Here is a 14087-nt window from a genome sequence, read left to right as displayed (position 1 = left end):
TGTATCACACCGTTCAGGTGAAACTGAAGATTCAACAATCGCTGACATCGCAGTTGCAACTAACGCAGGACAAATCAAGACTGGTTCACTTTCACGTACTGACCGTATCGCTAAATACAACCAATTGCTTCGTATCGAAGATCAACTTGGTGAAGTAGCTGAATACCGTGGATTGAAATCATTCTACAACCTTAAGAAATAAAATAGTTCAGTGAACTATTTTATCCCGAACCTTGAAACTCAAAAGTTCGGCTCTTGATTAAACAAGATTTAAGCCCCTCGGATTTTATCCGAAGGGCTTTTTTTCTGTTCAGGGGGCAAAAATATTAAGAAATAATTTCGCACATAAATTCCCTGTATTTTCACTATTCTAGGTGGAAATTAAAGATTTTTAAGCATATTTTTGGTATAATAATACCCAGGAAAAGCTAGAGAAAAGAAGGAGGTAGAGATGGAAAAGTATTTATCGGTTACAACTTTGACTAAGTATTTAAAAATGAAATTCGATAAAGACCCCTACTTGGAACGGGTCTATTTAACTGGTCAAGTCTCTAACTTCCGCAAGCGTCCAACGCATCAGTATTTTTCTCTTAAAGATGACCGAGCGGTTATTCAGGCGACAATTTGGTCGGGGGTCTACCAACGTTTGGGATTTGATTTGGAAGAAGGGATGAAGATCAATGTGGTTGGTCGTGTCCAAGTCTATGAGCCAAGTGGAAGTTATTCGATTATCATTGAAAAAGCTGAACCAGATGGTGTTGGTGCCTTGGCTATCCAATTTGAACAACTTAAGAAGAAACTGGCAGAAGAAGGTTTGTTTCAAGAGCGATTTAAACAATCTTTACCACAATTTTCAAAAAAAATAGGTGTGGCGACCAGTCGAAGTGGTGCTGTTATCCAAGATATCATCACTACAGTCAGTAGACGTTTCCCTGGTGTGGAAATTGTCTTATATCCTACTAAAGTTCAAGGTGAGGGTGCTGCAGAGGAAATTGCTCGTAATATAACTCGAGCCAATGAACGCGATGACTTAGATGTACTGATTATCGGCCGTGGGGGAGGTTCCATTGAAGATCTTTGGGCCTTTAACGAAGAAATTGTAGTTCGAGCAATTTTTGAATCTCGTTTACCGATTATTTCGAGTGTAGGTCATGAAACAGATGTCACCTTGGCTGATTTTGTTGCTGACAAGAGAGCGGCAACGCCGACAGCTGCTGCTGAACTCGCTACACCAGTAACTAAGTTAGATCTTTTGACCTATCTTCAGAATCAAGAAAAACGCATGACTACAGCAGTTAAGTATAGTTTGTCAAAGAAACAAGAAGCTTTGAGAATCCTCTGTCAATCGGTCATCTTCAGACAACCAGAGCGTTTATATGACGGCTATCTACAACGCTTAGATCAGTTACAGCTGCGGCTGAAGCAAGGACTGAATGCTGAATTGGTTCAAAATCAACAAAAGGTGCAAGAACAAGTCCACCGTTTGGAACAATTATCACCAATTATTAAAATCCAGCGTTATCAGGATCATATCCAGCAATTAAAGAAACTTCTGCGTAGCCAGATGGCTGTGACCTATGATGCAAAAGTAGCAGAAGTAAAACGCCTATCAGAAGCTCTCCTTATGCTAGATACTAGTCGAATCGTAGCAAGGGGTTATGCTATCGTCAAGAAAGGCGAAGTAGTCGTCGCTTCGGTGAAAGATTTGAAAGAAAATGACCAAGTATCACTGTTGATGCGGGACGGTCAAGTAGAATTAGAGGTAAGAGATGTCAAAACAAAAGAAATTTGAGGAAAATCTAGCAGAGCTTGAGACTATTGTTCAAAGCTTAGAAAATGGTGAAATTGCTTTGGAAGATGCTATTTCAGCTTTTCAAAAAGGAATGCTCTTGTCCAAAGAATTGCAGGCAACACTTGATAAGGCTGAAAAGACCTTGGTCAAGGTGATGCAAGAAGATGGAACAGAAAGTGAACTGGTATGAACAAGCAGGAAAAACTAGCTTTGGTCGAGTCAGCTCTTGAAGACTTTTATGGCAACCAACAATTTGCGTCCAGTTTAAGAGAAGCTGTTCTTTATTCCATACATGCAGGTGGAAAAAGGATTCGTCCTTATTTGCTTTTAGAAGTTTTGGACTCCTTGCAAGTGCCTATTACTCAGGAACATGCTCAAGTTGCAGCGGCACTAGAAATGATTCATACAGGAAGTTTGATCCATGATGATCTACCTGCTATGGATAATGATGATTATCGCCGAGGACGTTTGACCAATCATAAGGTGTATGGTGAAGCTCTAGCTATTTTAGCAGGGGATGCGCTTTTTTTGGATCCCTATGCTTTAATTGCTCAAACTGATTTGTCTAGTCAAACCAAGGTAGATTTAATATCTAATTTATCCCTTGCTTCTGGAAGTATGGGAATGGTAGCTGGTCAAGTGTTAGATATGGAAGGCGAAGGAAAACACTTGAATTTAGAGGAACTTCAGACTATCCATGCTAATAAAACGGGTAAACTTTTAGCTTTTCCTTTCCAAGCGGCTGGTATCATTGCTGAATTGGATGAAAATCTTCAGAAGCAGCTTAAAACAGTTGGCGAGTTGATTGGCCTGGCTTTCCAAGTGAGAGATGATGTGCTTGATGTTACCGCTAGCTTTGAGGAAATTGGAAAAACACCCCAGAAAGATTTGCAAGCCGAGAAGTCAACCTATCCTGCATTGTTGGGATTAGATCAGGCGATAGCATTTTGCAATCAAACCTTGGATCAAGCTACTGCGAAACTAGAAGAAATTAGCCAAGTCGTGAGCTTTGATAAGGAACCAATTTTGAAAATAGTAGAAAGTTTGAGAATCAATGGCTAAGGAAAGAGTAGATGTACTAGCTTACAAACAAGGTTTATTTGAAACGAGAGAACAAGCCAAACGAGGTGTTATGGCAGGTTTGGTAGTCGCTGTTTTAAATGGCGAACGATTTGATAAACCAGGAGAAAAAATTCCTGATGATACAGAGTTGAAACTCAAGGGTGAGAAACTTAAGTATGTCAGTCGTGGTGGCTTGAAACTTGAGAAGGCGCTAGATATTTTTGGTCTATCAGTTGAGGGACAAACGACCATTGATATCGGAGCTTCAACTGGAGGTTTTACGGATGTCATGTTGCAAAATGGTGCTAAACAAGTTTTTGCAGTTGATGTTGGTACTAACCAACTGGCATGGAAATTACGTCAAGACCCTCGTGTTGTCAGTATGGAGCAGTTTAATTTCCGTTATGCTACAAAGACCGACTTTGAACAGGAACCAAGTTTCGCAAGTATCGATGTCAGTTTTATTTCCTTAGGCCTTATTTTGCCAGCTTTGCACCGAGTTTTAGCTGATCAAGGTCAGGTTGTAGCTTTAGTTAAGCCTCAATTTGAGGCTGGTCGAGAACAGATTGGTAAAAATGGAATTATCAGAGATGCCAAAGTTCACCAAAATGTTTTAGAATCAGTTACTAAAATGGCAGTTGATGAAGGATTTTCAGTCTTAGGATTGGACTATTCTCCTATTCAAGGTGGTCATGGGAATATCGAGTTTTTGGCCTATTTGCGAAAAGAAGATCACGCAATCAATCAGGTTACTTCTAAAATAGAAAAAGTTGTAGAGAGAGCACATAGAGAGTTTAAAGATGAATAAAAAAGAGAGACTTGAGAAGATTAGAAGATTTGTTACAGATTATCAAATCGGCACCCAGGAAGAAATCGTTGAACACTTGAGAGAAGCGGGTATCTCTGCTACTCAAGCAACAGTCTCCCGAGATATTAAAGAATTAGGTATTGTAAAAATTCCATTGAAAGACAATACTTACATCTATGAATTACCAAAATCAATCGTTAGAAGCTTGCAGTTGGCAGAAAATAATATTATTCATGCTGAGCGCATGGGGCATATGATCAATTTGCAAGTCATTCCAGGGAATACTATTTTCGTCAAGAGTCAGTTGACGACTGTTTTTTCTGACCAAATTTTTAGCTGTATTGCTGATGATAATTCCATCTTGATGGTATTGAGAAGTGAAGAAACAGCCAAGGATATTTTTGAGCAAGTTAAAAATTGGTAGGATTATATGTTACTGGAAATTTCGATTAAAAATTTTGCTATCATCGAATCAATTTCTTTGAACTTTGAACAAGGGATGACTGTTTTAACTGGTGAAACAGGTGCGGGTAAATCAATCATTATTGACGCTATGAATATGATGTTAGGAGCCAGAGCTACAACAGAAGTCATTCGTCATGGCGCTCCAAAAGCGGAAATTGAAGGTCTTTTTTCAATTGAAAGTAATCGCGCACTAGAAGAAATTTTTGATGAACAAGGATTAGAATTAAGTGATGAAATCATTATTCGTCGCGAAATTTTACAAAACGGTCGGAGCATCAGTCGTGTCAATGGACAGATGGTTAATCTTTCAGTATTAAGGACGATTGGTCAACAGCTAGTTGATATCCATGGTCAACATGACCAAGAGGAGTTAATGCGCCCACATCGACATATCCAGATGTTGGATGAGTTTGGGGATGCCTCTTTCTTTGAATTAAAAGAAGCCTATCAGATGAGCTTTGATAACTACCGCCGTATGCGCAAGCAAGTGCTTGACATCAAAAAAAATCAGCAGGAACACAAGGCTCGAATTGAAATGTTGGAATTTCAGATGGCTGAGATTGAAGCAGCTAATTTGAAAGCGGGTGAAGATATTGCCCTTAATCAAGAAAGAGACAAACTTCTTAATCATAAACATATCGCCGATACTTTAACAAATGCTTATGGTATGCTTGATAATGAAGAATTTTCAAGCCTTGCAAATGTTCGTTCGGCCATGAATGATATGGAAAGTCTTGAAGAGTTCGATCCAGAGTATCGTGAGATTTCAAACTCCCTTTCTGAATCCTATTATGTTCTAGAAGATATCACCAAGCGCTTGGAATCCATTATTGATGGTTTAGATTTTGATGGGAATCGTCTGATGCAGGTTGAAAGCCGACTAGATTTAATTCACACCATTACCCGTAAGTATGGTGGTAGTGTGGATGATGTCCTTGAATACTTTGCCAAGATTACAGACGAATACAATCTTCTAACAGGAAATAATCTATCTTCTGAAGATATGGAAATCGAACTCAAGAAACTTGAAAAAAATCTTGTGGATCTAGCAGGTCAAGTTGCTCAAGCTCGCCATAAAATAGCGCAGAACTTAGAAGCTGAAATCAAGCAAGAATTGCAAGACCTATACATGGAGAAAGCACAATTTCAAGTTCGTTTTAGTCAAGGAAAATTCAGTCGCGAAGGTAATGAGAGTGTTGAATTTTACATTTCAACCAACCCTGGAGAAGATTTTAAACCATTAGTAAAAGTAGCTTCTGGTGGAGAGTTGTCTCGTTTGATGTTAGCTATCAAGTCCGCTTTTTCTCGTAAGGAAGGCAAGACCAGTATCGTCTTTGATGAGGTGGATACGGGAGTTTCAGGTCGTGTAGCTCAAGCCATTGCACAAAAGATTCATAAAATTGGACAGCACGGTCAAGTATTAGCTATTTCTCACCTTCCGCAAGTTATTGCGATTGCAGATTATCAGTTCTTCATCGAAAAGATTAGCAATGAACATTCGACTGTTTCAACAGTTCGCTTGCTAACAGTTGAAGAAAGGATTGAAGAAGTCGCTAAGATGTTGGCAGGTGAAAATGTAACTGAAGCAGCACTTAGTCAAGCGCGAGAATTATTGCAAAGTAAGGAGAAATAAATGACAGACTATTATGTAATTGGTGATGTCCACGGAAAAGCTGGAATGTTAGAAGACTTACTTAAAACATGGGATGGCAAGACTCAATTACTTTTTCTTGGAGATTTGATTGATAGAGGAGAAGATAGCCGCCGTGTTCTTGAAATGGTCAAGGATTTAGTAGATAACCAAGGAGCTATCTGCTTATCAGGGAACCACGAGTATATGTTTTTAACTTGGTTGGATAATCCTGAAGAAAGCTATGACCACTATCGTCGTAATGGTGGGGATACAACCATTAATTCCATTTTAGGCCGTCCACTAGATGCACCAGTAGATGGAGTAGCAGATGCTAAGCGTGTTGAAACGGAAGCAGCCGACTTAGTGGATTTTATCCGTCAGATGCCTTTTGTGATTGAAACAGATAAGTATATCTTTGTTCATGCCGGTATTGATTTGACTTTGGATGATTGGCATGATACTACCGATTATAAGAAGGTATGGCTCAGAAAACCATTCCACGAAGCAGCCAATCATACTGGAAAAACCATTGTCTTTGGACATACACCAGTCTATGGTTTGTTGGATCAAAAACCTGGTACATCTGAACTTTGGATGACAGAAGACGGTAAGATTGGAATGGATGGAGGAGCTGTTTACGGTGGTGTCCTTCACGGTATTGTCTTTACCGACCAAGGTATGACAGAACATTACTTCATTGAAAATGACGGCTTTGTTGCTGAAGATTAGTACTCCTAACAGGGTATGGTCTTGTCAAAATGTTAAAAACAATTTATAATTAATAGATACCCTGAAAGGAAGAGAATGATGAACTTAGAAGAATTGAAAAAACGACAGGAGAAGATTCGTAACTTCTCTATTATCGCCCATATTGACCATGGAAAGTCAACACTAGCAGACCGTATTTTGGAAAAGACAGAGACAGTTTCCAGTCGTGAAATGCAGGCCCAACTATTAGATAGTATGGACCTTGAACGTGAACGTGGAATTACTATCAAGCTTAATGCTATCGAGCTTAATTATACGGCTAAGGATGGTGAGACTTATATCTTCCACTTGATTGACACACCTGGACACGTGGACTTCACTTATGAGGTATCACGTTCCCTAGCTGCCTGTGAAGGTGCTATTTTGGTCGTTGATGCTGCCCAAGGGATTGAGGCTCAAACACTGGCAAACGTCTATCTTGCCTTGGATAATGATTTGGAAATCCTTCCAGTTATCAATAAGATTGACCTACCAGCAGCAGATCCAGAGCGCGTGCGTACAGAAATCGAAGATGTCATTGGTCTAGACGCTAGCGAAGCAGTATTGGCTTCAGCCAAGGCGGGTATCGGTATCGAAGAAATTCTCGAGCAAATTGTCGAAAAAGTTCCAGCCCCAACTGGTGACGTGTCAGCACCATTGAAAGCCTTGATTTTCGACTCAGTATACGATGCCTATCGTGGAGTTATCCTCCAAGTTCGTGTCATGGATGGAGTAGTCAAACCTGGTGATAAGATTCAGCTCATGAGCAATGGTAAGACCTTCGATGTAACTGAAGTCGGAATTTTCACTCCTAAAGCAGTTGGGCGTGACTTCCTAGCAACGGGTGACGTTGGTTATATCGCGGCTTCTATCAAGACTGTTCAGGACACACGTGTCGGTGATACAGTAACCTTGGCGACAAATCCAGCGACTGAACCACTTTCAGGATACAAGCAGATGAATCCAATGGTTTTCGCAGGTCTCTATCCAATCGAGTCAAATAAATACAACGATCTTCGTGAAGCTCTTGAAAAATTGCAACTGAATGATGCTAGCTTGCAGTTTGAACCAGAAACATCCCAGGCTCTTGGATTTGGTTTCCGTTGTGGTTTCCTTGGACTTCTTCATATGGATGTTATTCAGGAACGTTTGGAACGTGAGTTTAACATCGACCTCATCATGACAGCTCCGTCTGTTATCTACAAGGTTAATCAGACTGATGGTGAGTCTATGGATGTGTCTAACCCATCCGAGTTTCCTGATCCTACAAAGATTGCAACTATCGAAGAACCTTATGTTAAGGCGCAAATCATGGTACCGCAAGAATTCGTCGGAGCAGTAATGGAATTAGCTCAGCGCAAACGTGGTGACTTTGTGACCATGGATTATATCGATGACAATCGTGTTAATGTTATCTATCAAATCCCACTAGCTGAGATTGTCTTTGACTTCTTTGATAAGCTCAAATCTTCAACACGTGGTTATGCAAGTTTTGACTACGAGTTGTCAGAGTATCGTCCATCTAAGCTGGTGAAAATGGATATCCTTCTTAATGGTGATAAGGTGGATGCTCTTAGCTTTATTGTTCACAAGGACTTTGCCTACGAACGTGGGAAACTCATCGTTGATAAGCTCAAGAAAATCATTCCTCGTCAACAGTTTGAGGTACCGATTCAGGCAGCTATTGGACATAAGATTGTGGCTCGTACAGATATTAAAGCCCTTCGTAAGAACGTTCTTGCCAAGTGTTATGGTGGTGACGTTTCTCGTAAACGTAAACTCCTTGAAAAACAAAAAGCTGGTAAGAAACGTATGAAAGCTATCGGTTCTGTAGAAGTACCACAAGAAGCTTTCCTCAGTGTCTTGAGTATGGATGAAGAATAGTCGCTATGTGAGAATAGCATTGATTTTAAGAAATCGATCAGTTGATTTAGATTGAAGAAAAGTCCATTTCGGACAATTTTCTTCAATCTTTTTCTTTGATTTGAATCACACGGTTACTTTTGTAAAGTGCCAAAATACAGTAATTTTTTGACACTTTTCCCTTCATACTTTAAAATAGAAGTGAAAGGAGAGTTATCATGAAAAAAATAATAACTTTATCTACACTTTTACTTTGTAGTCTTAGTCTAATTGCTTGTAGCAATTCAGAGAAGACAAATGAAGTAAAGACAGAAGCCTCTTCTAGTGTTCAAGAAGTTTCAAGTCAAGAGCCTAGTTCATCGCAAAAGCAGACGGAAGAAACTCAAATAGTTGGATCTGATGATTATGGATATGTGAAAATTCCTAAATCATGGGTTCATTTCAAAGAAATTGAAGGTGGAGATGACATTCAGTATTGTGATGGGACGGATGTCAATATTGTAACTCTCAATACCTTTAAACCAGAGCAGTTTGGTATTAGTGAAAGTGAATATGCAGCGCTTGAAACTGTTCAAATTTCAACTAGCATTTATGAATCTAAACAGAAAAGTCAAGACTTTTCCAAGGTATGGGGGTCAAAATCAACTATCGGAGGCTATGAGGCCTATGTAGTAAACTGTATTGCTAAGAATGGTAAATATCTAATTATCTGGGTATTTAAATCAGATGATGGGAAGTTTAGATATGTTTCTCTGGAAGGTGTTCCAGAGGTATTAAAAAATCTCCTTCCAATGGTGGAAGAAAGTTGGACCAATAAAAAGAGTTAATATCGTGAAAACAGGAGTCATTCCTGTTTTTTTTTATTATACTTATTAAGAAAATTATAAAAATATGTTTGAAATCATTAAATGTTTAATTCGTAAACAAAAAAAATAAAAATCAAACAAAATACAACAAAAGACATTGACAACGGTTTCATATAGTGTTATACTTGTACCATAAAAGTTAAATATGAAGGGAGAAGGTCATGGGATTAGATCATTTCTTTGACAAAGACTTAGTCTTTTGCTTAGAAGCAGATAATCAAGAGCAACTTTTCGATCAAGTTGCAACCCTATTGGAAGAAAAGAAAGTTGTTACGGATACCTATCGATCGGCCTTGATTGAACGTGAAAAATCATTCCCAACTGGTTTGGATATGGAGTTTTTAGGGAAGGACTTGCCTAACGTAGCTATCCCTCATACTGATACAATTCATAATCTAACTGAAAATGTTGTCGTGGTTCGTCTGGAAAAACCAGTAACGTTCCACAATATGATTGCACCTGATAAGGAAGTAGAAGTATCATTACTCTTCTTTATCATCAACAATTCAAGTTCAAGTCAAACAAATATACTTGCACAGTTGATGGACTTCTTTACAGGCAATGGTCATCTTGAAGCGCTGTCTAAGATTACGGAACCTGAAGCTTTGTTCCAATATATCTCAGAAGCGACTGCTTAATTTGTTAATAATTTTTATATAAAAACGGAGGAAATCCAAATGATTAAAATTCTTGCTGCTTGTGGTGCAGGTGTTAACTCAAGCCACCAAATTAAAAGTGCTCTTGAAGAAGAACTTTCTAACCGTGGGTACGATGTTCAATGTGATGCCGTTATGGTAAAAGATGTCAATGAAGACTTGATTAAAGGTTATGATATCTTCACACCAATCGCTGCTACTGATTTAGGTTTTGAACCAGGTATCCCAGTTGTTGAAGCAGGACCAATCTTGTTCCGTATTCCAGCTATGAGTGCTCCAGTTTATGACAATATTGAAGCAGCTATCAAAGAACATGGTCTAAGCTAATTATTAATTTGTAAATATTCCATAAAAATAAAGGGAGGAAAATTATGGATATCATTATCGACCTAGCCAATAAGGTCTTCAAACCTATCTTGGAGATGGGTGGACCAATCATCATGCTGATCATTTTGACAGTATTGGCTCTACTTTTTGGAGTGAAATTCTCCAAAGCGCTTGAAGGTGGTATCAAACTTGCCATCGCTCTTACTGGTATCGGTGCTATCATCGGTATGTTAAATGGTGCTTTCTCAGCATCACTTGCAAAATTCGTTGAAAACACTGGTATTCAATTGAATATTACCGACGTTGGTTGGGCACCACTTGCTACAATCACTTGGGGTTCAGCTTGGACACTTTACTTCTTGCTTGTGATGTTGATCGTCAACATTGTCATGCTTGCAATGAAGAAAACTGATACACTTGACGTCGATATCTTTGATATCTGGCACTTGTCTATCACAGGTCTTTTGATCAAATGGTACGCTGACAACAATGGAGTTAGCCAAGGAGTTTCACTCTTCATCGCGACTGCAGCAGTTGTTCTTGTTGGGGTTCTTAAAATCATCAACTCTGACTTGATGAAACCAACATTTGATGACCTTCTTAACGCACCAAGTTCATCACCAATGACTTCAACTCACATGAACTACATGATGAACCCAGTTATCATGGTTTTGGATAAGATTTTTGATAAACTCTTCCCAGGTCTTGATAAATACGACTTTGATGCTGCTAAATTGAATAAACGAATCGGTTTCTGGGGATCTAAATTCTTCATCGGTTTCATCCTTGGTATCGTTATCGGTTTGATGGGAACTCCACATCCAGTTCCTGGTGTTGAAGGTGCTGATAAATGGGAACTTGTTATTAAAGGTTGGTTGTCACTTGGTTTGACTGCCGGTGTCTGCTTGGAGCTCTTCTCATTGATCGGTTCATGGTTTATCGCAGCCGTAGAACCACTTTCACAAGGTATTACAAACGTTGCTACTAAACGTCTTCAAGGACGTAAATTCAACATTGGTCTTGACTGGCCATTTATCGCTGGTCGTGCTGAAATCTGGGCTTGTGCCAACGTACTTGCACCAATCATGTTGGTTGAAGCAGTGCTTCTTTCAAATGTCGGAAATGGTATCTTGCCACTTGCTGGTATCATCGCAATGGGTGTGACTCCAGCTCTCTTGGTAGTTACTCGTGGTAAATTGCTCCGTATGATTATCTTCGGAACACTCTTGTTGCCACTCTTCCTTCTTTCAGGTACACTTATCGCACCATTTGCAACAGAACTTGCTAAAGGTGTAGGTGCCTTCCCAGAAGGTGTAAGCCAAACTCAATTAATTACTCACTCAACTCTTGAAGGACCAATCGAAAAACTATTTGGTTGGGCAATTGGTAACGCTACAACTGGTGATATCAAAGCTATCCTTGGCGCATTAGTATTCCTAGTATTCTACGTTGGTATCTTTGCATGGTACAGAAAACAAATGATCAAACGTAATGAAGAATACGCAGCAAACGCAAAATAATTCGCTCCTAAAAATGTAAATTGTAAAAACTAGGTTGTCAGTTTCCAAATCTGGAGTCGACAGCCTAGTTTTTTTAAGCCTAAATAAATGAAGGTAATTCTAATGATTGAATTAAAAACAGAACAGTTAAGTGTGCAGTTTCAAACTTTTGGTGGTGCACTTTCTTCAATAAAAGACAAAGATGGAATTGAGTATTTGTGGCAGGGAGATCCAACTTACTGGAGTGGACAAGCACCTGTTTTATTTCCAATTTGTGGATCCGTTAGAAATGATACTGTCTTATATCATCAAGAAGATGGTAGTCAAGTAAAAGGTAAAATTCCACGTCATGGTTTGGTTCGAAAAAAAGAATTTGAATTAGTAGAACAAACAGAGAATTCTGTCACTTTTGCTATCGAAGATGACCAAGAAATGTATGAGAACTATCCCTATCATTTTCGCCTAGAAATAACTTATACTGTTACTGGAATGACTATTCGTACACAGTATAAAGTTACCAATAAGGAAACAGATAAGAAAATGCCTTACTTTATTGGTGGACATCCAGGCTTTAATTGTCCTTTATTTGATGATGAAGCTTATGAAGACTACTATCTTGAGTTTGAAAAAGCTGAAACTTGTACAGTTCCAAAACCATTCCCAGAAACAGGGATGTTAGATTTTCAAGATAGAAGTAGCTGGTTAAAAGAGCAAAAAGAATTGGATCTAAACTATGATTTCTTTAGCTATGATGCTGTGACTTTAGATGAGTTAGCCTCTCGCTCTGTTTCCTTACGGTCACGTAAGCATGATAAGGGATTAAAACTAGACTTTAAAGAGTTTCCAAACCTCATCGTTTGGTCAACGCTTAATAAAGGTCCCTTCCTTGCTCTGGAACCTTGGTCAGGTTTGTCAACTTCAGTCGAAGAGGGCGATCATCTAGAAGATAAGAAAAATGTTCGAATCTTAAATCCAGCTCAAAGTGATCAAATTGGTTTTGATATAGAAATTTTCTAAAAAATAAACAAAAACAAACATAAACTGTTGACTTTTTTAAACAATAGTAGTATATTATGTTTAGAAAGAACAATTTGTGTTTGTTTTAACAAATTATTCTTCCAATTTCTCTTAGGAGAAGTTTTTAAGAGTGATTAGATGAATCATTCTTAATGTAAAATAGTCAACAAAACTACTAGTAACTATTTGGTGATGGTCATTTTCTTTCCAGAACCAAAAAATTTTTACTGGTCTATTATAAAAAAGGAGTATACAATATGTCTATTGTTATTGGTGCAGATGCTGCAGGTTTGAGATTGAAAGAAGTCGTTAAAGATTTCTTGGAAAAAGAAAACTTCCACGTTGTGGATGTTACAGCTGAAGGTCAAGACTTCGTTGATGTAACTCTTGCAGTTGCTGAAGAAGTTAAAAAAGAAGAACAAAACCTTGGTATTGTCATTGATGCTTATGGTGCAGGTCCATTTATGGTTGCAACTAAAATCAAAGGAATGGTTGCTGCAGAAGTATCTGACGAACGTTCAGCTTATATGACTCGTGGTCATAACAACTCACGTATGATTACTATGGGTGCTCAACTTGTTGGTGACGAATTGGCTAAGAACATCGCTAAAGGCTTTGTAAATGGTAAGTATGACGGCGGTCGTCACCAAATCAGGGTCGACATGTTGAACAAAATGTGTTAATACTCTTCAAAAATCAAGATAATCTGTCGTCAGCTCACTTTAGCTAACCTCAGTTATGCTCGCAGCTCGCTTCCTAAGCTAATCTTGATTTTTCTTGAGTAAGGATAAATGATATTAGATTTATATAATTAATCGGAGGGAATAACTAATGAGAATTGCAATTGGATGTGACCACATCGTAACAAATGAAAAAATGGCGGTTTCAGAATTTTTGAAATCAAAAGGACATGAAGTCATCGACTTTGGTACTTATGATCACGCTCGTACACACTACCCAATCTTTGGTAAAAAAGTTGGTGAAGCAGTAGTTAGTGGCCAAGCTGATCTTGGTGTATGTATCTGTGGTACTGGTGTAGGTATCAATAACGCTGTTAACAAGGTTCCAGGTGTTCGTTCTGCTTTGGTTCGTGATATGACAACAGCTCTTTACGCTAAAGAACAATTGAATGCCAATGTTATCGGATTTGGTGGTAAAATCACTGGTGAGTTGCTCATGTGTGATATCATTGAAGCTTTCATCAATGCTGAATACAAACCATCTGAAGAAAACAAAAAATTGATCGCTAAAATCCAACACGTTGAAACTCATAACGATCATCAAACGGATTCCAACTTCTTTACAGAGTTCCTTGAAAAATGGGATCGTGGTGAATACCACGACTAAGAGGT

Annotated in this window: 15 protein-coding genes and 1 pseudogene; all 16 read left to right on the top strand. The window is 38.6% G+C overall.

Translation table 11 applies throughout. The features are described 5' to 3' along the window. Positions 1–202 (top strand): annotated as a pseudogene (locus E7C97_RS04875) (phosphopyruvate hydratase); the annotation flags it as partial. A gap of 249 nt (positions 203–451) precedes the next feature. Continuing rightward, complete coding sequence (gene xseA, locus E7C97_RS04870; RefSeq protein WP_316108327.1) at positions 452–1792, top strand: exodeoxyribonuclease VII large subunit; 1341 nt, start codon at positions 452–454, stop codon at positions 1790–1792. Further along, positions 1770–1982, top strand: a complete 213-nt coding sequence (locus E7C97_RS04865; protein WP_000043228.1) for an exodeoxyribonuclease VII small subunit — start codon at positions 1770–1772, stop codon at positions 1980–1982. The genes xseA and E7C97_RS04865 overlap by 23 nt, the downstream gene beginning before the upstream one ends. Then, entirely contained in the window at positions 1979–2854 is an 876-nt protein-coding gene (locus E7C97_RS04860; RefSeq protein WP_316108326.1) for a farnesyl diphosphate synthase, read from the top strand. Before E7C97_RS04865 ends, E7C97_RS04860 begins: the two co-directional genes overlap by 4 nt. Then, a complete protein-coding gene (locus E7C97_RS04855) occupies positions 2847–3662 on the top strand; it encodes a TlyA family RNA methyltransferase (RefSeq protein WP_316108325.1) in 816 nt (271 codons plus the stop codon). Before E7C97_RS04860 ends, E7C97_RS04855 begins: the two co-directional genes overlap by 8 nt. Further along, positions 3655–4086: an arginine repressor gene (locus E7C97_RS04850; RefSeq protein WP_075227667.1), complete on the top strand. Its 432-nt coding sequence runs from the start codon at positions 3655–3657 to the stop codon at positions 4084–4086. Before E7C97_RS04855 ends, E7C97_RS04850 begins: the two co-directional genes overlap by 8 nt. Before the next feature lie 6 nt (positions 4087–4092). Continuing rightward, a complete protein-coding gene (recN, locus tag E7C97_RS04845; protein WP_316108324.1) occupies positions 4093–5760 on the top strand; it encodes a DNA repair protein RecN in 1668 nt (555 codons plus the stop codon). Further along, on the top strand, positions 5761–6489 hold the full coding sequence (locus E7C97_RS04840) for a metallophosphoesterase family protein (protein ID WP_316108323.1): 729 nt from the start codon (positions 5761–5763) through the stop codon (positions 6487–6489). 78 nt (positions 6490–6567) lie between these two features. Next, positions 6568–8391, top strand: coding sequence for a translation elongation factor 4 (lepA, locus tag E7C97_RS04835; RefSeq protein ID WP_049510208.1), 1824 nt, complete (start codon positions 6568–6570; stop codon positions 8389–8391). Between the two features lie 197 nt (positions 8392–8588). Next, on the top strand, positions 8589–9197 hold the full coding sequence (locus E7C97_RS04830) for a hypothetical protein (protein WP_049504634.1): 609 nt from the start codon (positions 8589–8591) through the stop codon (positions 9195–9197). Between the two features lie 200 nt (positions 9198–9397). Next, a complete protein-coding gene (locus E7C97_RS04825) occupies positions 9398–9874 on the top strand; it encodes a PTS sugar transporter subunit IIA (protein WP_316108322.1) in 477 nt (158 codons plus the stop codon). Between the two features lie 39 nt (positions 9875–9913). Beyond that, positions 9914–10219, top strand: coding sequence for a PTS sugar transporter subunit IIB (locus E7C97_RS04820; RefSeq protein ID WP_000590576.1), 306 nt, complete (start codon positions 9914–9916; stop codon positions 10217–10219). A 44-nt stretch (positions 10220–10263) separates the two neighbouring features. Beyond that, positions 10264–11739: a PTS galactitol transporter subunit IIC gene (locus E7C97_RS04815; RefSeq protein ID WP_075227662.1), complete on the top strand. Its 1476-nt coding sequence runs from the start codon at positions 10264–10266 to the stop codon at positions 11737–11739. A gap of 102 nt (positions 11740–11841) precedes the next feature. Next, positions 11842–12735 (top strand): aldose 1-epimerase family protein, encoded by an 894-nt coding sequence (locus E7C97_RS04810; RefSeq protein ID WP_316108321.1) that lies wholly within the window; start codon positions 11842–11844, stop codon positions 12733–12735. A 257-nt stretch (positions 12736–12992) separates the two neighbouring features. Then, positions 12993–13418, top strand: a complete 426-nt coding sequence (gene lacA, locus E7C97_RS04805; protein WP_000029280.1) for a galactose-6-phosphate isomerase subunit LacA — start codon at positions 12993–12995, stop codon at positions 13416–13418. 148 nt (positions 13419–13566) lie between these two features. Then, positions 13567–14082, top strand: coding sequence for a galactose-6-phosphate isomerase subunit LacB (lacB, locus tag E7C97_RS04800; protein WP_316108320.1), 516 nt, complete (start codon positions 13567–13569; stop codon positions 14080–14082). Positions 14083–14087: the final 5 nt, after the last annotated feature.

This window comes from Streptococcus sp. (genome assembly GCF_032481935.1).
Classification (GTDB): Bacteria; Bacillota; Bacilli; order Lactobacillales; family Streptococcaceae; genus Streptococcus.
Note: the sequence above shows the minus strand (reverse complement) of the source record. Positions and strands in the feature narration are given on the sequence as shown.

Bases quoted from the DNA above. Each gene is read 5' to 3' on its own strand.
- lacA (WP_000029280.1), top strand. From the start codon at position 12,993: ATGTCTATTGTTATTGGTGCAGATGCTGCAGGTTTGAGATTGAAAGAA.
- recN (WP_316108324.1), top strand. From the start codon at position 4,093: ATGTTACTGGAAATTTCGATTAAAAATTTTGCTATCATCGAATCAATT.
- E7C97_RS04855 (WP_316108325.1), top strand. From the start codon at position 2,847: ATGGCTAAGGAAAGAGTAGATGTACTAGCTTACAAACAAGGTTTATTT.
- E7C97_RS04820 (WP_000590576.1), top strand. From the start codon at position 9,914: ATGATTAAAATTCTTGCTGCTTGTGGTGCAGGTGTTAACTCAAGCCAC.
- E7C97_RS04865 (WP_000043228.1), top strand. From the start codon at position 1,770: ATGTCAAAACAAAAGAAATTTGAGGAAAATCTAGCAGAGCTTGAGACT.
- E7C97_RS04810 (WP_316108321.1), top strand. From the start codon at position 11,842: ATGATTGAATTAAAAACAGAACAGTTAAGTGTGCAGTTTCAAACTTTT.
- E7C97_RS04830 (WP_049504634.1), top strand. From the start codon at position 8,589: ATGAAAAAAATAATAACTTTATCTACACTTTTACTTTGTAGTCTTAGT.
- xseA (WP_316108327.1), top strand. From the start codon at position 452: ATGGAAAAGTATTTATCGGTTACAACTTTGACTAAGTATTTAAAAATG.
- E7C97_RS04840 (WP_316108323.1), top strand. From the start codon at position 5,761: ATGACAGACTATTATGTAATTGGTGATGTCCACGGAAAAGCTGGAATG.
- E7C97_RS04860 (WP_316108326.1), top strand. From the start codon at position 1,979: ATGAACAAGCAGGAAAAACTAGCTTTGGTCGAGTCAGCTCTTGAAGAC.
- lacB (WP_316108320.1), top strand. From the start codon at position 13,567: ATGAGAATTGCAATTGGATGTGACCACATCGTAACAAATGAAAAAATG.
- E7C97_RS04825 (WP_316108322.1), top strand. From the start codon at position 9,398: ATGGGATTAGATCATTTCTTTGACAAAGACTTAGTCTTTTGCTTAGAA.
- E7C97_RS04850 (WP_075227667.1), top strand. From the start codon at position 3,655: ATGAATAAAAAAGAGAGACTTGAGAAGATTAGAAGATTTGTTACAGAT.
- E7C97_RS04815 (WP_075227662.1), top strand. From the start codon at position 10,264: ATGGATATCATTATCGACCTAGCCAATAAGGTCTTCAAACCTATCTTG.
- lepA (WP_049510208.1), top strand. From the start codon at position 6,568: ATGAACTTAGAAGAATTGAAAAAACGACAGGAGAAGATTCGTAACTTC.